This window comes from Paralcaligenes ginsengisoli (genome assembly GCF_054781135.1).
Genome location: NZ_BAAGUZ010000006.1, coordinates 54,313 through 73,134 on the forward strand (window position 1 = coordinate 54,313; position 18,822 = coordinate 73,134).

Consider the following 18,822-nt stretch of genomic DNA (forward strand, 5'->3'; position numbering starts at 1 on the left):
AGCGGGATTATGGCATCACTTTGCCTACGACGAACAGCTGACCTCCAGCTGGCAGGCCCATTCGGGCGGCAGCGCCGCATAGGCTTCGCAACCGTCCCGAGCCGTATAGGGATCGCTCAAGAGCGTGAGCAGGGTGTCGATTTCGCCGGCATCGCCCTGCTTGGCCGCCTGAATGGCTTTTTCAGCCAGGTGATTGCGCAGCACATACAGAGGATTGACCCTATCCATTTGGTCAGCGCGCTCGGCGCCGGCACGCTCGTCGAGCGCCAGGCGTTGCGTATACGCATCCAGCCACGCCCGGGCCGCCGCCCTATCCCCAAACAAAGCCAGAAACGCGTCGCTATTTTGCGGGGCCCGGGCCAGAGTCCGGAAGCTCAAGGTAAAGTCGGCCCGATTGGTATGCAGCAGCCGCCACCAATCGTCGACCAGCGTTTCGTCACCTTCTTGCCATTGGCGCAGGCCGAATTTGTCGGCCAGGCGCCGGCGATAGGTATTCAGAAACGCCGCCTCGAAATGCTCCAGCTCGGCCTTCAGGGCTTCGGGTTCAATGTCGAGCGCCACCAGGCTATTGGCCAGCCGGTATAAATTCCAGTGAGCCACGGCGGGCTGGGCGTTCCAGGCGTAGCGCCCTTGTGTGTCCGTATGGTTGCAGATGTGCTTGATCTGGAACGCGTCCATGAATCCGTACGGGCCATAATCGAGGGTCAGGCCCAGTATCGACATATTGTCGGTATTCATGACCCCATGGCAAAAGCCGACAGTCTGCCAGGCCGCCACCAGTTCGGCAGTTTTCACCACCACTGCCCGTAAAAAACGCAGGGCGACGTCATTGGGCGAATTCGGTTCGCCCACCTGGCCCTCGCGGCATTCGGGATAGAATCGCGCCACGACATAATCCAGCAGGGCACGCAAGTTTTCCGGGGCAGAGTGCCAATGCTCGAAAGAGCCAAAGCGAACGAAACTGGGAGACACTCGGGTAACAATAGCCGCGGTTTCGACGGTTTCGCGATACACCGGATCGTCGGACACCACCAGCGCCAGGGCTCGCGTGGTGGGAATACCCAGCCCGGCCATGGCTTCGCCCGCCAAGTACTCGCGCACCGACGAACGCAATACCGCACGGCCGTCTCCCATGCGTGAATACGGAGTGCGGCCCGAACCCTTGAGTTGCAATTCCCAGGAACCCGCCGGGCCGACGACTTCGCCCAGCAAGTGGGCCCGGCCATCGCCCAGTTGGCCCGCCCACACGCCGAACTGGTGGCCGCTATAAACCGCCGACAGCGTCTTGCCGCCGGCCAGAGGCAGTGTCCCGGCACACACATCGAGAAATGCCTGCTCGGCCAGCGCCGCGGGCGACAAGCCCAAGAGCCCGGCCACATCGGCATTGGCGTGCAGCAGGCGCGGCCGTGTCAGGGGCTGGGTGGCCAGCCGGGTGTAAAACGCGGTTGGCAGATCGGCAAACGAATTGACGATTTTCAACTGATTGATTGAATCGAATTTCATGGGACCTGCTTGCCTTGGACTGCTTGCCCGGCCTGGGCTGCCTGTTTGGCCTTGGCGGCGCGCTTGGCCGGCCGGACATAAAAAATGGCGCACAAATAAAAAACCGCCGACAGGACAATTTCAATCCAGGCCATGTACGTCGACAGAGGCGCCGGATCGGAATAGGCGCGCACCACGCCCTCCATGAAATAAAGCAGAATCAGCATGGCGGCCCACTGCATAGTGTAGACCTTGCCCTTGAGTACTCCCCGCAAAGGCAACAGGAGCGGAAAGACTTTCAAAACCAGTAGCGAACCGCCCGGACGCAAAGGCGCCGCCTTGAGCTCCCATACCAGGCATAGAACAATCAGGCCCACAAGGGCCGCGGCCGCGCCAAGGCGCAATTTGGAGTTTAGTTGCGTATTCATGCTGTTATTATCACTCGAATGTGGCACTTGAATCTCGCCGCCCCGCATACCTGCCCCAAAACAGCGAGAACTTTACAGGCCGGCTCATGACTATCAATCAAACGCCATCCGCCCGCTCAACATCCGATACCGAATCGGCGGCGACTGCCATGCGCGCCGCCACGGCACCGATCGCCAAAGAAAGCTCGGTCTCCTCCACTGTCCTCACCACGAACGACCCTGCCAAGCCCGTACTGCATGAGATGGGCTGGCGCGCCAGCGCCAGCAAAGTATTGCGCTTTGCGGCGTACCGGGCAGGCGAGAAAAAACTGACCCAGGTGGCCGCAAGCCTGACTTTCACCACCGTGCTTGCGATTGTCCCCCTGCTGGCGGTGATCCTGGCCCTGTTCACCGCGTTTCCGCTGTTTGCGGACTTCAAATTGGCACTGGAAGACTTTTTCAGCAATAGCCTCATGCCGCCGGCTGTTTCGAACAATGTCATGAACTACCTCAACCAGTTTGCGGCACAGGCTTCGCGCCTGACGGCAATCGGCAGTGTATTTCTTATCGTAACGTCGATCATGCTGATCATGACCATCGACAAGGCGCTCAACGATATATGGAACGTCATGCACCAGCGTCCATTTCGGCAGCGTATTTTGGTGTATTGGGCCATCATTTCATTGGGGCCGATACTGGCCGGGGCCAGCTTATGGGCCACTTCGTTTCTGGCGCGCGAATCCCTGGGGCGAGTCGCCGAAGTGTCTGCAGCCCTGAGCTTCGCGCTGTCATTCGTCCCCATGATCGCCACCGGGCTGGGCTTTGCGGCTCTGTTCATGATGGTGCCGAATCGCGACGTCAGTTGGAAAGACGCCTTCGCGGGCGGTTTCGGCGCGGCTGTCGTGCTGGAAATCATGAAAGCGGGCTTCGCCTTTTACCTGACCCGCTTTCCCTCCTACACCGTGATTTACGGTGCCTTCGCCACACTTCCCGTCTTCCTGCTCTGGATTTACCTGTCATGGCTGGCCATTTTGTTCGGTGCCACGGTGGCGGCTACCCTGCCGCTGCTGCGCCTGCGCCGCTGGGCTGAAAACCGCCAACCCGGCGCAACATTCATCGATGCCGTCAATGTCATACGCCTGCTGTACGGCGCCCAGGGCAGCCTGCCGCCGGGGCGCAGCGTACGCTACCTGAGCGCGCACCTGCACCTGGATCAGGACGAACTGCTGCCGGTGCTCGACACGCTCAAAGTGCTCGGCTACATCGTGCAGTCCCACGAACGCGGCGTTGAGCAGTGGGTGCTGGCCTGCGATATGCGCGACGCAACGCTGGGGCCAATTATCGATGCCCTGCTGATCGACCGCGGCCAATCCCGCCTGACTCAGGATCGCCTGCTGATCGACGCACTGTCGAGCTCGCTGACACAGTCGCGTAACATAGCGCTCGAAGAAATCCTCGAACCCTACGAAGCGCTACCCGAAACCAATGTTATGGTGCAAAATAAGCATACGGCTAGCGCCCACCCTGGAGATCAGCAATGTTAAAAGTCAGTGAAATCTTGCGTGTAAAAGGTCACACCCTTTACACCGCCTCGCCTGACATGCCCATTATGCAAGCCCTGGAAACCATGAGCGAGCAAGACATAGGCTCCCTGGTCATCATGGATCACGGCCAGCTCACGGGCATGCTCACTTTCCGTGAAATCATCCGCCACCTGCACGACAACGACGGCACAACCGGCACCAACACCATACGCAGCATCATGGACGACGCACCGGTCAGCGTCACGCCCAATACCGATGCCGATGAAGTGCAGCGCCTCATGCTTGAAAAGCATGCGCGCTACATCCCGGTCATGGACGGCCCGATGCTGCTGGGGGTCATTTCCTTTTACGACATGGCGCAGGCAATTGTTGCGGCGCAACAATTCGAAAACAATATGCTCAAGGCATATATCCGCGACTGGCCTTCCGACAGCGAAACTTCTTCCACCTGACGTTTGCCGGCAACGCCGTGCTCAAGACAAGTGCCACACTATCGTGGCACTTGTCTTGAAGCTATTCCACCCGCATCGTCAAGTCAGACCAGGCGCGCTCGATAGTTTCGGGATCATTGCCGCCGAGCACTTTTGGGTCCGACAAGGTACGGCGCCAATGGCGAGCACCGGTGCGGCCGCCGACCCAGCCCAGCATCGGGCGCACTATCATCCTCAGAGGCACACCTTTTCCTATTTCCCGCGCTGCGTAATCCCTCATGGCGTGCACCACCTGCGCCGGCTCGGGCAGGGCGGCATGCGGATCGATCAAGCGCGTGATATCCGACAGGATGGCAGGGTTATGCCAGGCGGCCCGCCCCAGCATCACGCCATCGAATTGCTCCAGCAAAGCCACCGCGTGGGGCGACTCGACAATTCCGCCATTCAGCACTATCCGGCAATCCGGAAAATCACGCTTCAGCCGGCCCGCATACTCGTAGCGCAAAGGCGGCTTTTCTCGATTGTCCTTGGGCGACAGGCCCTTCAAGACGGCGTTGCGCGCATGCACGATAAACACTCGGCACCCGACGGCATGAAGCCTGCCCACGAAATCGCGCACAAACTCGTAGGAATCCTCGTAATCGAGGCCCAGCCTGTGCTTGACCGTAACGGGGATTGACACCGCATCCTGCATGGCTTTGATGCAATCGGCCACCAGATCGGGCTCGGCCATCAGGCAGGCGCCGAAGGCCCCGCGCTGCACCCGCTCCGAGGGGCAACCGCAGTTCAGATTGATTTCGTCGTAGCCCCATTGCTGTCCCAGGCGGGCGCAATCGGCCAAAGCCTCGGGCTCGCTGCCGCCCAGTTGCAATGCGACCGGCTGTTCGGACGCATCGAAATCCAGGTGGCGCGCAACATTGCCGTGCAGCAAGGCGCCTGTGGTAATCATCTCGGTATACAGGCGTGCGCGCGGCGCCAGCAGGCGATGGAAGAAACGACAATGCCGATCCGTCACGTCTATCATGGGAGCGACACAGAGTCGCCAGTCGGCGGGAGCAGGATTTCGGTTTGGTTCAGCTTCCATGTTCAGAAAAATGCATCAAAATATTATTACAGAGTGTTCCTGGGATTCAGGCGAAAAATTTCTGCCCCCTGCTCAGACGCCAAAGACGCAGCGCCATATGGACTTCCAGGGCACGTGCCGTATTGCGCCAATGCCCCAGCATGGCATCGATGGCATCCAGCCTCTGGCGCAAGGTGTTAATGTGAATATCCAGGGCTTTCGCCGCCGAGCGGGCATTATGACCGCAATCGAGATATTCCAGCAGCGTACGCGCCAGTTCCGCATGCCGCGCATCGTCGCCGCTATACAGTGCTCCCAGCGCCGAGACAAGAAACGAATCAATATCTTCCCTGCCCTGTTTTTCAAACAAAACCGAATAAAGCGACAATTCCCGTTCAAGGAAAATGGAACCCTTGCGATCCAGCAGCCGTAAAAAACCAAGGCAGCGCCGGACAGCCTGGTAAGCCCGCGGCAATTCAGAGGCAGAGTGTACCGGAGTCGACATCACCCCCGTCATGGGCAGCCGCAAATGCCTGGCGAAAAATGGCGGCAAAGACTGTGGCAAGCGGTCCGCGGATTCGACACCGCCGAAGAAAACCAGCAGGCCATCCATTTCGGCAAACACAAGGCCGGCAGCTTTAAACTCGGCACTGAGCCGCTTCACGATATAACTGTTGCGGTCGCGGTCGGACTCGACAGCGGTCACGCAAATGGACTGCGACAAATCAAGGCCGTAACGCGCGGCCTGATCCGGTAAATGCGCCACATCGCGCTGATTGGGGCTGACCAAGCTGCGCAAAAACAGAGGGAGCTCTGCCAATGCCGCAGACTCCCGGCGCTCTTGCGACAACAGCACCACTCCGGTCACCATCGAGCTTCGCTCAAAAACCCTGATGGCTACCTCGCCAAGCGGCGCCGCCGTGCATATGACCAGGGCTCCCAGCATTCCCCGGCCGCCGGTCACTGCCGAAACCCGGCAGACCTGCCCTGGGCGCTCAAAAGCAATCACAGATCGCCCCAGCGTGCGGCTCTGGCCCAAGGCTGCGTGAACCTGATCTTCAAACCAGTAGCGGGGACCGGACGGTTGCCTGGCGTCGTCCGGCCGCTGGTACGCGGGACTGATCGACGAACAAACTTCCTGCTCTCCTTCGTCATACACGGCTACATGGCCGCCGAGCATGCCGGCGACCATCTCGCACAGATTCTTCAAATCGCCGCCCCTGGCCACCAGGGAGGTCAATTGCTCATGAGCCTCCGCGGCGTTGCGGGTGTCGGCCGTTTGCCGGGCCAGAAGCAGATTGGTCTGGCTCGCCTGCTGCAAGGCGGCCTGCGCCTGTTCAAACAGGCGCGCATTGCCTATTGCCACCGAGGCATGCGCCGCCAGCGTGGACAAAATGGACATTTCCCCGGCGGCGTACGCGCGCACATACCGATCGCCCACGAACAGCACGCCGATGACCTGCTCGCCGGCAAGCAAAGGCACACCCAAAATCGATTTGATGCCCTCGTCGAGCACACCCGTATCGATCGATTGAGTATGGGTAAAACGCCCGTCAGTGCCGTAGTCGGACGAAGAATACGGCGCCTTGTTGCGTGCCACAAAACCGCAGATACCCACTGCCAGCCCTACGCGTATCTGCTTGAATTTTTCCGAGAAAGCGCCATCGGTTGCCCGTACATAAAAATCGCCCTGTGTTGCGTCGTAGATCGACAAATAGCCGATATCGCAACCCAGCAATTTCCGGGCGCGCTGCACAATGGCTCGCAACACCTGGTCGAGATCGGTGATCGCGGTCAGATCCTGGGCTGTTTCAATGACCGCCAGCAAGCCGCGTTCACGCTGCTGAAGCAATTCGAAGCGTTCCTTGATGGTGATGCCCATTTCGATGCTTCTGGCCAGGAGGGCTTTGGCGTCATCGTCGGGCAAAGCCTTTATGTCATCGAGCAAGGCAACAAACTGCTGCCGGCCGGCGTCGCGGTAGAGCAGCTCAATAACCTCCATGCATCGCAATGCCATATATTCGCCTCCATCAAGAATTAAACAACATTAGATCAGATTTTTTATGGTTGCTTATTACATATCGAATCCAGACGCACCCTATCTATACTTGGACAGCCCAAGCGACAAGCCGCCAGGCTCTCCTTTTTTATTCACGCAGAAAAATTCATGTCTATAGACTCGCGTTTGCCAAATTTCCGATCTCTCGACCCTGCTCAGCGCCTCGAGCAGATCGTTGCCAAAGCCGGCTTGACTCCTCAGGATGCCGCCCTGCTTTCCCAGGCCGATGCCCTGCCGCTGGATACCGCCAACGGCATGATCGAAAATGTGATCGGCAAATTCGAGCTGCCCTACGCCGTGGCCGGTTACTTTCAAATCAACGGCCGAGATGTGCTGGTACCCATGGTGGTGGAAGAACCATCGGTCGTGGCGGCCGCTTCCTATATGGCAAAACTGATCCGGGAATCGGGCGGTTTCCAGACATCCAGCACCGGCCCGATCATGCGTGCGCAAGTCCAGATCATGGGCGTATCCGATCCCTACGGCGCGCGGCATGCGATTTTTCATCACCGCCAGGACATCATCGATATCGCCAATAGCCGCGACCGCGTGCTGATCGGCCTGGGCGGCGGCTGCCGGGACATAGAAGTGCATGTATTCCCCGACACCGCACGCGGCCCCATGGTGGTCGTGCATCTGCTCGTCGATGTCCGGGATGCCATGGGCGCCAATACGGTCAATACTATGGCCGAGGCGGTGGCCGAACGCCTCGAACAAATCACCGCCGGCAAAGTCCGGCTGCGCATCCTGTCGAACCTGGCCGACCTGCGTCTGGCCCGGGCGCGCGTACAGATCGCGCCGGCGCTGCTCGCCAGCCAGCACTACAGCGGCGAGACAGTCGTAAACGGCATTGTCGACGCCTACACGTTTGCGGCCGTCGACCCCTATCGCGCGGCGACCCACAACAAAGGCATCATGAACGGCATCGATCCGGTTATCGTCGCCACCGGCAACGACTGGCGCGCCGTCGAGGCCGGTGCGCACGCCTATGCCTGCCGCCAGGGCCGCTACACCTCGCTCAGCACCTGGGAGATCGCGCAGAACGGCGATCTGGTCGGAACACTGGAAATGCCCATGCCCGTCGGACTGGTGGGCGGAGCCACCAAAACCCATCCGCTGGCTCGCCTGTCGCTGAAGATAATGCAGATCAAGACAGCGCAAGAACTGGCCGAAGTGGCCGTAGCCGTCGGCCTGGCGCAAAACATGGGTGCCCTGCGGGCGCTGGCCACCGAAGGAATACAGCGTGGCCACATGGCCCTGCATGCCCGTAATATTGCCATCGCCGCGGGCGCAAAGGGCACGGACATAGACCGAGTCGTGCGTGAAATGGTGGCGGCCAAAGATGTGCGCACGGATTTCGCCGCCGAGTTGCTAAAACAGGGCAGCAAGGCCTAGCGGGCTTGCATACCCATAATCAGGAGACCATCAATGAAAAAACACCTTTTGAGTCTGAGCTCCCTGGCGCTTGCGCTGGGCCTCGTTACCGGCACGGCCTGCGCTCAGGCCAGCAGCGAACCCATACGCATCGGCTTCATCACCGATATGTCGGGCCCCTATGCGGACACCGATGGCCCCGGCGGTCTTGAAGCCATCAAAATGGCGGTGGCCGACGCCGGCGGATCGGTACTCGGACGCAAAATAGAAGTCTTGTCGGCAGACCATCAGAACAAACCCGACATTGCCGCCTCGACAGCGCGCTCGTGGATAGACCGCGATCACCTCAAGCTGCTGGTCGGCGGAGTCAATTCCGCCACCGCATTGGCCATGAACACCATCATTGCCGAGAAAAAGATCCCTTATATCAACATCGGCGCGGCCACGGCCCGCCTGACCAACGAAGACTGCACTCCCTACACGGTTCATTACGAATACGATACGGTGGCGCTTGCCAAAGGCACAGGCTCGGCCGTCATCAAGCAGGGAGGAAAATCGTGGTACTTCCTGGTGGCCGACTATGCCTTCGGACACTCGCTGGAAGCCGATACCAGCGCCGTCATCAAGGCCAATGGCGGCACGGTGGTCGGTTCGGTGAAGCATCCTCCCAACTCGCCCGATATGTCTTCGTACATTCTGCAGGCCAAGGCATCCGGGGCACAGGTGCTTGGGCTGGCCAACGCCGGGTCGGACACCATCAATTCGATCAAGGCTGCCAACGATTTCGGTATCAGCAAGTCCATGAAGCTGGTCGGCCTGCTGATGACCATCAACGATATCCACGGCCTGGGCCTGGCCACCGCGCAGCACCTGCTCATGACGGACAGCTGGTATTGGGACATGAACGACGCTTCGCGTAAATTTGCCAAACGCTTCTACGAGAAGCTGAAAAAAATGCCCAGCACCCATCAGGCCGCGGACTACTCAGCCGTCTCGACTTATCTGAAAGCCGTGGCCGCGGCCAAGAGCGTGGATACCGACAAGGTCATGGCTGAATTGAAAAAAATGAAAATCAGCGACTTCTACAACAGCGGCTACATCCGCCAGGATGGGCGCTATATTCATAATATGTATTTAATGCAGGTCAAGACTCCAGCCGAATCCAAGAAACCCTGGGACTATATGAAAATAGTCGCAACCATACCCGGCGAAGAAGCCTTCACCAAAGTCGCCGATTCGAAATGCTCGCTGCTTAAAAAATAAGCCTTCGCATGGCCCGCCTTCGAACCAGGGCGGGCCATGCGAAGCGTCCGGAAATGCGCTTTGCCCTCTGGAAATGGCGCCCGAACACGCAAGCAGCCAACCTGGTCTAAAATCAAACGCCCGCCCTCCCGGGCGTTTTGTTTTTATCTACCCTAGAGTCTTACCCGCCCATGGCCGTTTTTACTCCTGTTAGCGACAGCGACGCGCGCGACCTCCTTGCCCGGTATTCCCTGGGTGAGATGATCTCCCTGCGCGGCATTACCGCCGGCATCGAAAACACGAATTTCTTCTTGACCACCACACAGGGCGAATACGTCCTGACCATTTTCGAAGTGCTGACCGCCCAGCAATTGCCGTTCTATATTGAACTGATGCACCATCTGGCCCAGCACGGCATTCCAGTGCCCCAACCCCAGACTCTGCGCAGCGGAGAACGCCTGACCACCCTGCACGGCAAGCCTTGCGCCATCGTCACGCGCCTGCGCGGCGGCTACGAACCCGCACCCGGCCCCGTGCATTGCGCGCTGGCCGGCGAAACCCTGGCGCGCGCTCATCTGGCCGGCCAGTCTTTCCAGATCGAGCAGCCCAATCTGCGCGGCCTGGCGTGGTGGAAACGCACGGTGCCTCTGATACTGCCTTTCCTGAATCCGGATCAAAGCACGCTGATCCAGGAAACCCTGGCCGAACAGATCCGTTTTGCCAGTAGCGACATCCATGGACAATTGCCTTTCGGGCCCGCCCATTGCGATCTGTTTCGCGACAACGTATTGTTCGATGGCACATTCGACATGCCCAAAATGGGCGGCTTCATCGATTTCTACTTTGCCGGTTGGGACAGCTGGCTGTTCGACGTGGCCGTCAGCGTAAACGACTGGTGCGTCGAACAGACCACGGGCGTATTCGATGCGGAAAGGCTGCGCGCCTGGCTGGGCGCCTACGCCGCGGTACGGCCATTTCACGAGGCCGAACAGCACGCCTGGCCCACGATCCTGCAGGCGGCCGCATTGCGCTTCTGGGTCTCGCGTCTGTACGACTTCTTCCTGCCCCGGCCCGCGCAAACCCTGAAACCTCACGACCCGCGCCATTTCGAACGCATTTTGCGCGAACGACGCAAGGCCGTATCCATTGCCCTGCCCTGACCCACAACCGGAAACCCGACTCACTATGCAAGCAGCCACACTTCCCGTCATCGCCGGCTGGCAATGGATACAGGACGGGGCCAAGCTTTTCCGGCTCCAACCCATGCCCCTGTTCTTCTGGAGCCTGATGACAGGGTTTTTCATTACGGTCGCGTACCTGATCCCGCTGCTGGGCCAAATGACGCTGATTGCCGCCATGCCGCTGCTGACATTTATCTCTTTGTGCGCCTGCCGCCATATCGCCACCGGCGAGCGTATGCTGCTGCCCATGTGGCTGGAGCCGCTGCGCAACACCGATAGCCGCAAGCGCCTGATCCGGCTGGGCCTGGCGTACCTGGCCTGCTGCCTGGCGGGAGGCTTCCTGGCTACTCTGCCCTTTATGAGCAGCATCATGGACGCGATAGGCACAGGCACCGCCGTGGACGAAGCCGCGCTGATGGTAGCCGTACGCGGGCCGTTCATTACCTTTGCCCTGATGTATATCGTGATCTCGGCCCTGTTCTGGCATGCACCGGCCCTGGTGGGCTGGCACAAGATCAAACTGACCCAGGCCCTGTTCTTCTCAATGGTGGCGTGCTGGCGCAATAAATGGCCGTTCCTGCTGTACGGCCTGAGCTGGGGCGCCGTATTCCTGTCCATACAGCTGCTGGGCAATCTGATGGTCGACATGGGGATGGCGGACAGCCTGGTTCAAGTCATGCTGACGCCGGTCAATATTATCGTCGCGGCCATCTTGTATTGCAGTTTTTACCCGGCCTATATCAGCGTGTTCGGGGCCAATTATCCTACACCGGAGCGGGCCTCCTAAAGCGCACTAGGGCATGTTTGGTTCAGGCGTTTACGGCACTGAACGTGTTTTAGTCGATTATTTTTGAGCCGTTCGTTCAGGTTTTAGCTTATTACTTTGTACTTTGGACGGTAGTTCTATAAAGACGCCGCAGGGTGAGCGGTGCTGTGTAGTCCGGCACGTCCAGCGGTCGTGGCGCTACGCGCCCCGACTGCCCGGGTCTGCCTCGTCCAGGCGGGCGTCGGGCGAACTCGCCCGGCCTCGCGAGGCCGGGCTCAGACAGCGCCCGCCGAAAGCCCCCGCCTTCCCTTCGTCAGCACCCGGCGCTGGACTACCGCCGGACTACACAGCACCGCCCACCCTGCGGCTTGCGTTGAGGCAATGCATAGAGAGAGACGTTGGAGAAGCCGCGTTGAGCCAATCACAGGCTACGGTGAGACGTCGGGCGCATAGTAAATCCAGGGTTTGGCACATCGTGGTGTAGGGGCCACGTGATAGAGGCATGAGTGCGGGCACGTTAACGGTTCTATGGGTGCAGGCCCATAACGGTAGATGCAAGCAAGTTGATTCCAGGCAAGCCCTAACGTGAGCCGTCTATCGGGGCTTGGGGTCAGGACCGGCGTAAGGCGTGCGCCGGATGCTACCGTAGGGAAGGCGGGGGCTTTCGGCGGGCCCTGTTTGAACGGAGCCGCGCCAGCGGCGTAGTGAGTTGGCCCGACGCCCGCCTGGACGAGGTAGATCCGGATGAAGCACGCCGTGCCGGTCCTGACCCCAAGCCCCGATAGATGGCGTCTTTAAATACCAAAACTACCAAAACGTAAATACCAACCCACCGAATCCCATAAACACCCGAACCAAAAATGCACCATAAACCTCCATAAGCATGCGGACGTGCGAGGCTCTCTGACAATCCGCTTTATCGCACAAACAGCCCGCTTTGCAACAGCGCGTGGCGCAGCCATTGCACGCCGCTCGAATTGCGCGCGCAATAGCCGCCGGGCAATTCCACAACAGACCGGGCACCAAGACACCAGGCAATGCGATTGGGAGCCATGTTTTCAACACATTTCAGACTACGCAAATCCTGGTCGAGAAATACGGCATCGATGGCATAAGCCAAGCCAAACGTATGTATTGCCTTGCAGGGCTTGAGCCACAAACCGCGGTGCCCGACCAGTTCCGGATACGCGTGCAAACCGCGTAGCCGGTCGCAATAACCGAACGCCTGGAAAATCTGCAGTGACTCAGGCTCGGAATTCAAATCTCCACCCCCACAAGCTTGATCACAATCGGAAAGCCGATAATCAAGAAAGTACAAGGGAAAATGCAGAACACCATGGGGAACAACATTTTCACAGGGGCTTCCAGAGCGAGCTTTTCCGCCCGCAGGAACCTTTCGGTTCTGCGCTGCTCGGACTGCGCGCGCAACAAAGGCCCTAGACTCATGCCCAATTGATCGGCCTGACTCAGCGCCACCACTAGCTGACGGATTGCGGGCATATCGGTGCGGTCGGCCAGGCCCTGCAGGGCCTCGTACCGCGCCATGCCGGCGCGCATGTCGGCCAAAGCGTGGCGCAACTCCTGCCGCAAAGGGCCCGAGGGACCATTTGCGGCTGCCTGCTGCAAGGCTCCATGCAAATTGAGGCCCGCTTCCACACACAGGGTTGTCATGTCGAGCAGGAACGGAAACTCCCTCAGCATCCAGCGCTGCCGGGCCCGTGCCTGGTCCCGCAAGCTACGGCGCGGCCACCACGCGCAAAGCCCGCCCAGGCAAAGGCTCAGCGTCAGGCCATGCACAGGCTCCAGCAGAAAATAGACAGCCAGGGCCAGGCCCGCCGATGCTCCAGGACACAGGAAAGCCAGAATCTGCATCGCCACAATGTGCTCGGCCTTCCACACCGGCTCCAGACCCGACCGCTGGATCTGCCTGGCCAGCGTATTGCGCAATTGCCATGAAATCCACGGACGGCAGGCCGCGGCCAGAACCAGCACCCAAGGCAGGATCAGCTTCAAACCTGCATGGTTCGAATACATGCTTGCCGCCTGCAGGCGCAAGCGGAGCGGATGGGTGATCACCCAGCAAAACAGGCACAAAGACACCCCCGCCGCCAAACAACTGAACCAGAACCACATCTGAGCTCCTTTAACTGCCAGACCCTATGCCATGGTGCCTTGGGCCGCCAATTGATTTGCCGCCGCTCAGATTTCAATACTGACTATGCGACGTATGAACATGACACCCAGCAACTCCAGTCCGATAATGACGCCGATCACGGCCCAACCCGCGCGGGTATGCCACAGATAAGCCATGGAGTCGGGGTCGATTGCCTCCAGCGCCAACGCCAGAAGAAAAGGCAGGCACGCCATGACCCAGGCCTGCAATTTTCCCTGCGAGGTCAAGGCCCGCACCCGAGCCAGCAGATGAAGCCGAGCCCGCAGGGTAGCGGCGATTCTCTCCAGCGTTTCAGCCAGATTGCCACCGCTTTGAACCGCAATGCTCAGCGAAGACACCAGCAGTCCGGTGCCTTCTGTTGGCACGCGTCGATACAGTGCGGCCAAGGCCTGCTCGAAAGAAACACCCATGCGTTGCTCGCGCAGCATCAAGCCGAACTCCTGGGCCAAGGGTGTGGGCGCCTGAACCACAATATGCCTCAACGCCGCCTGCACTCCGGATCCGGCGCGCAGTGCTCCCGCCAGCGCCTGTATCAAATCCGGCAACTGCTCGTCGAACTGCGTCAGACGGCGGCGCCGCAAGCCGGCTATGGCAGTCTGAGGAGCAATCAGGCTTAGCCCTGCGATAACGCTCGACAGCCATAGGGAACCCGAAAGCATGTAAACGATCAGGGCCAGGCCACCGCACAAAATCAGGTTGAGCGACCATAGTTGTGCCGGATCGAAAAACAGGAAAAATTCACTTAAACGCGCCTTGGCTTCCCGTTGAAATGCCGATTGATAACGCTGATATGCGAGCCTGCACCACCCTTGAACCAGCCAACTGGCCACGCCTGCCACAATCGCGATACAGAATAAAAACAGAATAATCATGGCAAGGCCTGCGACGCGGTTATCTCGAAACAGGCCACGGTCTGGTTCAGTTCGGTGCGCTGGTGAAACAAGGCGGCATCCAGGCCTTGGGGGCATTCGCCATTATTTGAGAAAAATTCCGGCATGACCCCGCAGCCTATGAACGCTCTGACGGGCGCTGCCTGATAGCGAAAAAGCTCCTGCGTCTGTATGCGGCCGCTTTCCGTGCCTGTGACCTCGACAATCGAGGTAATCAAACGGCGGCCGTCGCTTAGCCTTGCCTGCTGCACCAACAAATCGATGCTGGCGGCGATATGTTCACGCACGGCCGCAAGCGGCAAATCCATGCCCGCCATGAGTATCATGGTTTCAAGCCGCGACAAGGCGTCGCGCGGGCTATTGGCGTGCAAGGTCGTCAGGGAGCCTTCATGGCCGGTATTCATGGCGGCAAGCATGTCGAAGGCCTCGCTTCCGCGGCATTCGCCAATTACGATACGATCCGGCCGCATGCGCAAGGCGTTGCGTACCAGGTCGCGAATATCGACCTTGCCGCGCCCTTCAAGATTGGCGGGCCGCGCTTCCAGCGACACCAGATGCTCATGGTCGAGACGCAGCTCGGCCGCATCTTCGATGGTCACGATACGTTCACTCGCGGAAATACAATTGGACAGGACATTCAGCAGGGTTGTCTTGCCCGAACCGGTGCCGCCTGAAACAATAATGTTTTTTCTCGATCCAACACACAGGCGCAGAAATTCGCACATCGACGCGTCAAGCGCACCCACTCGAATCAAATCGTCCATGCTCGGCCGATTTTTCGGAAACTTGCGTATGGTAAGAGAAGCTCCTCGCAGCGCCAATGGAGGAATTATGGCGTTCACCCGCGACCCATCCCTCAAACGCGCATCGACCATGGGCGAGCTTTCGTCGATACGACGGCCCAGAGGAGACACAATACGGTCGATGACCCCCAAGACCGCCTGCTCACTGCTGAATCCTGAAAAATGACGCACCAGACGCCCGGCTGATTCGATAAAAATTTCGTCGTGGCGGTTTACCATGATTTCACTGATATGAGGATCTGCCAGCAAGGGTTCAAGAGGCCCAAGGCCAACAGCCTCATTGACCACGTCGATCAGCAGATCGTCACGGTTCACCGATGCGGGAATATCGGGATCGCTTTGGATTATTTCGGCCAGTACCGCCGTTGCCTCGCCGCGCAAGGCCGTATCGCTCATATTGGCCACGTCGCGCCGGCGCAAGTCCAGGGCTTCGAGCAAAGCAGCGTGCAGGCGACGACGATGATGGAGGAGCGCCGCCACGGATATCTGAACGTTTTCAGTATCGGGCCGCGGAGAAACAATGGTAGGCGCGCCCGAGGGAACCAGGGCCTGCAATGTGGGTAGGCTTCCAGTCGAATCATTTGCCGCCACCTGGATGGGTGGATCCGCCGCATGACCAGAGGCTTTGGGTTCGGCTATATCGCGCAGATGGATCAGACAAGGGCCTACGATAATTTCATCGCCCGGTTGCAAAGGCCCATATTGCGTCACCCGTTGCCCATTGACAAGAGTGCCTGTCAAGGAACCAAAATCCTCCAGGAACAGGCCGGATTCACGCTGGTCGATACGGGCGTGACGCCTGGCCACTCTCCATGTACCCAGCCTCAAGTTTGCCTGAGGAGCGCGGCCGATTTCCACAGGAGGGGAAAGCTGTTTCACATGGGTAGTGCCATCTTCGAATCGAAGTTCCAGGTTCAGCATGGTTTACTCCCGAAAATCATGTTGGTTGACGCCGGTGCGCCGTACCGGTGGCACACCAGGCAATGGGCTGGCCAGCCCGGAGGATAACGGTGGCGCAGATTCCGGATGGCCCCATTGGGAACCTGCGCCGCTATAGGGATCCCAGCTCATATGTGACGCACTCAGGGCCTGCGGCAATCTTGCAGCCGCATGGACCGGCGAGTTGATCAACTCGCCATCCGGAAAAACATGATCGAGAATGGCCCTGCCTTGCGCTACCCGCTGCATCAAACCCGGATCGTCCGGCGCGACCACAACAGGAGTCACAAAAATGGCAAGCTCGGTTTCGTTGTGCTGGAAACGCCGCGACTTGAACAAAGCGCCCAGAATGGGAATATCGCCCAGGCCGGGAACCTTGTCGGTATTGCGCGACTCTTCGCGCGACAGAAATCCGGCCAATACCAAGGTCTGGCCCGAGCGGACATTGAATTCAGTGGCCGCCCGCCGGGTTTTCAACGATGGCCCGTTAGGCACCGATAGCGATTGATCCACCGAACTGACCTCTACTTCAATGCGCGAACGCACAGCGCCATTTCGTTCGATTTTCGGTGTAATGCGCAAGGAAACACCATAAGGCTTGAACACGGTATTTGTTGCCCCATTGGCTTCGACCGTCGAGTAGGGAACTTCGCCGCCGGCCAGAAATTCAGCAGTGGCGCCGCTGCGCGCCAACAGCTGAGGTTGCGCCAGCACGACCGCGGAGCCTGTTTGCGCCAAAGCCCTGATCTGCGCGGACAGCACCGCATTGATCCCAAAATACCCAGCAGCCATTCTTGCCGGAAACGGAAGATCCAGGAGCGACTCACCCGGCCTGGCGCTGAATTGCCGCGACCCGCCATCCCAGGCCAGGCCTGCGTTCAAGCCGCCATCGCTTGCCGTGTTCCAGCGCACCCCCAGCTCTTGCAATTGCGAACGCGGCACCTCCACCACCTGCACGTCCAGCAATACCATTCGGTCCCAGCCTACCTGGCTCGTAAAGTCAAGCAACTGTGGATAGCGCTTGCTGAGCGCGGCGACGCGTTCACGATCGCTGTCGGACAAATCGTCTCCTTCGACCACGAGCTTGTCGCCGACCACCGACACCCGCGCATTGGGGATACGCTCCAGCACAGTACGCAGCTCGGCCCGGGTCTGGCGCGCGCCCTCTGGGGCGACATCGACTTGATAGCGATGCTTCCGGCCATTCGCGGACCAGATCTGCAGAGTGCTGGAACCCTCGTGCCGCGCAAACACAATGACCTCTTTTTCTTCAGTCGTCACGGCATTGAGCACATGGCCGTCCCCCACGGCGACACGGGCCACTTCCGGCACCGCCAGAACCTTGACTTCGCCCACCTGCAAATTCAGCAATGTGTCCGGCTCGGCGCCAGCCACAGGCACAGTGAGCAACAAACCGCAGGCTACACACACAGACCGGAAATTCATGATTTCAGTTCCTATCCAAGACAGCGCCTCAAACTCCTGTTTACCCAGGGTTCGGTCAAACCAGCGTCAATGAGGCAAAACCAAGGGCGTATCGGATTGATCCGGTAGCCCCCCGGCGCGCATCCAGGCGCTGGCCAGTTCGGGGGTATATGGCAAGTCGAAGACGCCGTTCGCTGGTTTTGGCACGGGAATGTCGGGGTGCAGTCGCGGCAGGCCGCGAGCGGCCTGGTTTCCGTAGATGACAGGTGCGTTCCGTGTCTTGACAGTCGCGATGCGCTCATTAACGCCCAACAGGCTGGCCAAATCGCCGCGAACTGCCTTTTGATCGGGGCGCCTATCGTGTGGGTGGCGCAATAAGGCGGTAATGCTCCCTCCTTGGCGGGCCGCTACCAGCTTTATTGCATCTTCCGGAGACGTATCGAGCGTCACAGTGGAATAGTTGCTCTGCCGGGCAGTCTCGCTGGCAGGCCGAGTCGCAGCCCCTGTCGCCAGAACCAGAACCCCCTGCAATAAAGGGGCAGTAATGCGTCGGCGCTGATGATCGAATGACACATACAAGTCAATCAGGTCTCCCGGCTCGAGCAGTCCGGACACTGAATTGATGGCATCTACGGGGATGGTAATCGCTCGCCTGCCCTCGCCAAGCTTGCCTGAAAAAGGCGACACTTGGGCCTGCGCGGTATGCACACGCAAAATAGGATCGCCAGCATGCAAAGGCGCAACCAGAACGCTGCCTGTCAGCTCCTGGAATCGTTCGGGAGCGAGACTATCGCTGGATACCGCAGCAGTGGGAAACTGGCGTACGGCGAAATGATCGGACGTTAAACGCGTGCCGGAGGGCAGATTGTAGGCGGCCACCACCCGTGAGACCGTTGAAATTCTTGCATCGGCCTCAAGCTGATGAATACGATCCGCCAAGTATTGGCGAGCTGCCAGGGCGGCACCCAGGCCAGCAAGCACAGCCAACAGCAGCAATGCCATGGAACGGTTGAACACAGGCAGGCGCATGCTTCGCTCCCAGA

At 59.3% G+C, this 18,822-nt stretch carries 16 protein-coding genes; 6 read left to right on the top strand and 10 right to left on the bottom strand.

Features of this window, described 5'->3' with window-relative positions:
• Nucleotides 1-24: 24 nt before the first annotated feature.
• Both ACYVIS_RS04555 and ACYVIS_RS04560 read right to left on the bottom strand, forming a co-directional pair.
• Nucleotides 25-1,503 carry a protein adenylyltransferase SelO gene (locus ACYVIS_RS04555; protein WP_232743339.1) on the bottom strand — a complete coding sequence of 493 codons (1,479 nt, stop codon included), beginning with the start codon at nucleotides 1,501-1,503 and terminating at the stop codon, nucleotides 25-27.
• Nucleotides 1,500-1,910 carry a DUF2069 domain-containing protein gene (locus tag ACYVIS_RS04560; RefSeq protein ID WP_232743340.1) on the bottom strand — a complete coding sequence of 137 codons (411 nt, stop codon included), beginning with the start codon at nucleotides 1,908-1,910 and terminating at the stop codon, nucleotides 1,500-1,502. The genes ACYVIS_RS04555 and ACYVIS_RS04560 overlap by 4 nt, the downstream gene beginning before the upstream one ends.
• Before the next feature lie 242 nt (nucleotides 1,911-2,152).
• Between ACYVIS_RS04560 and ACYVIS_RS04565 the strand changes: the two genes are divergently transcribed.
• Together ACYVIS_RS04565 and ACYVIS_RS04570 are read left to right on the top strand one after the other, a co-directional pair.
• Nucleotides 2,153-3,433, top strand: coding sequence for a YihY family inner membrane protein (locus tag ACYVIS_RS04565; RefSeq protein ID WP_232744551.1), 1,281 nt, complete (start codon nucleotides 2,153-2,155; stop codon nucleotides 3,431-3,433).
• The gene (locus ACYVIS_RS04570; RefSeq protein WP_232743341.1) at nucleotides 3,427-3,885 is read left to right on the top strand and encodes a CBS domain-containing protein; all 459 of its coding nucleotides are present in this window, start codon (nucleotides 3,427-3,429) and stop codon (nucleotides 3,883-3,885) included. Before ACYVIS_RS04565 ends, ACYVIS_RS04570 begins: the two co-directional genes overlap by 7 nt.
• Before the next feature lie 61 nt (nucleotides 3,886-3,946).
• Here the strand turns inward: ACYVIS_RS04570 and dusA are convergent, their stop codons facing one another.
• Nucleotides 3,947-4,948: a tRNA dihydrouridine(20/20a) synthase DusA gene (gene dusA / locus ACYVIS_RS04575; RefSeq protein ID WP_255696626.1), complete on the bottom strand. Its 1,002-nt coding sequence runs from the start codon at nucleotides 4,946-4,948 to the stop codon at nucleotides 3,947-3,949.
• 46 nt (nucleotides 4,949-4,994) lie between these two features.
• Nucleotides 4,995-6,944: a helix-turn-helix domain-containing protein gene (locus tag ACYVIS_RS04580; RefSeq protein WP_232743342.1), complete on the bottom strand. Its 1,950-nt coding sequence runs from the start codon at nucleotides 6,942-6,944 to the stop codon at nucleotides 4,995-4,997.
• Between the two features lie 150 nt (nucleotides 6,945-7,094).
• On the opposite strand from ACYVIS_RS04580, the gene ACYVIS_RS04585 reads away from it, so the two are divergent.
• The 4 genes from ACYVIS_RS04585 to ACYVIS_RS04600 all read left to right on the top strand — a co-directional run bounded on the left by ACYVIS_RS04585 (nucleotide 7,095) and on the right by ACYVIS_RS04600 (nucleotide 11,570).
• Nucleotides 7,095-8,381 (top strand): hydroxymethylglutaryl-CoA reductase, degradative, encoded by a 1,287-nt coding sequence (locus ACYVIS_RS04585; RefSeq protein ID WP_232743343.1) that lies wholly within the window; start codon nucleotides 7,095-7,097, stop codon nucleotides 8,379-8,381.
• A gap of 33 nt (nucleotides 8,382-8,414) precedes the next feature.
• Entirely contained in the window at nucleotides 8,415-9,623 is a 1,209-nt protein-coding gene (locus ACYVIS_RS04590) for an ABC transporter substrate-binding protein (RefSeq protein WP_232743344.1), read from the top strand.
• 170 nt (nucleotides 9,624-9,793) lie between these two features.
• Nucleotides 9,794-10,762 carry a homoserine kinase gene (locus ACYVIS_RS04595; protein ID WP_232743345.1) on the top strand — a complete coding sequence of 323 codons (969 nt, stop codon included), beginning with the start codon at nucleotides 9,794-9,796 and terminating at the stop codon, nucleotides 10,760-10,762.
• A gap of 25 nt (nucleotides 10,763-10,787) precedes the next feature.
• A complete protein-coding gene (locus ACYVIS_RS04600; RefSeq protein ID WP_232743346.1) occupies nucleotides 10,788-11,570 on the top strand; it encodes a BPSS1780 family membrane protein in 783 nt (260 codons plus the stop codon).
• Between the two features lie 895 nt (nucleotides 11,571-12,465).
• Here ACYVIS_RS04600 and ACYVIS_RS04605 read toward each other — a convergent pair.
• From ACYVIS_RS04605 to cpaB, 6 genes are all read right to left on the bottom strand, one after another.
• Nucleotides 12,466-12,810, bottom strand: a complete 345-nt coding sequence (locus ACYVIS_RS04605; RefSeq protein WP_232743347.1) for a DUF192 domain-containing protein — start codon at nucleotides 12,808-12,810, stop codon at nucleotides 12,466-12,468.
• A complete protein-coding gene (locus ACYVIS_RS04610; protein WP_232743348.1) occupies nucleotides 12,807-13,682 on the bottom strand; it encodes a type II secretion system F family protein in 876 nt (291 codons plus the stop codon). The genes ACYVIS_RS04605 and ACYVIS_RS04610 overlap by 4 nt, the downstream gene beginning before the upstream one ends.
• Before the next feature lie 66 nt (nucleotides 13,683-13,748).
• The gene (locus ACYVIS_RS04615; protein ID WP_232743349.1) at nucleotides 13,749-14,594 is read right to left on the bottom strand and encodes a type II secretion system F family protein; all 846 of its coding nucleotides are present in this window, start codon (nucleotides 14,592-14,594) and stop codon (nucleotides 13,749-13,751) included.
• On the bottom strand, nucleotides 14,591-16,336 hold the full coding sequence (locus tag ACYVIS_RS04620) for an ATPase, T2SS/T4P/T4SS family (protein WP_232743350.1): 1,746 nt from the start codon (nucleotides 16,334-16,336) through the stop codon (nucleotides 14,591-14,593). The genes ACYVIS_RS04615 and ACYVIS_RS04620 overlap by 4 nt, the downstream gene beginning before the upstream one ends.
• Before the next feature lie 3 nt (nucleotides 16,337-16,339).
• Complete coding sequence (locus tag ACYVIS_RS04625) at nucleotides 16,340-17,800, bottom strand: type II and III secretion system protein family protein (RefSeq protein ID WP_232743351.1); 1,461 nt, start codon at nucleotides 17,798-17,800, stop codon at nucleotides 16,340-16,342.
• Nucleotides 17,801-17,866: 66 nt separating this feature from the next.
• On the bottom strand, nucleotides 17,867-18,808 hold the full coding sequence (gene cpaB, locus ACYVIS_RS04630; protein WP_460873381.1) for a Flp pilus assembly protein CpaB: 942 nt from the start codon (nucleotides 18,806-18,808) through the stop codon (nucleotides 17,867-17,869).
• Nucleotides 18,809-18,822 lie beyond the last annotated feature (14 nt).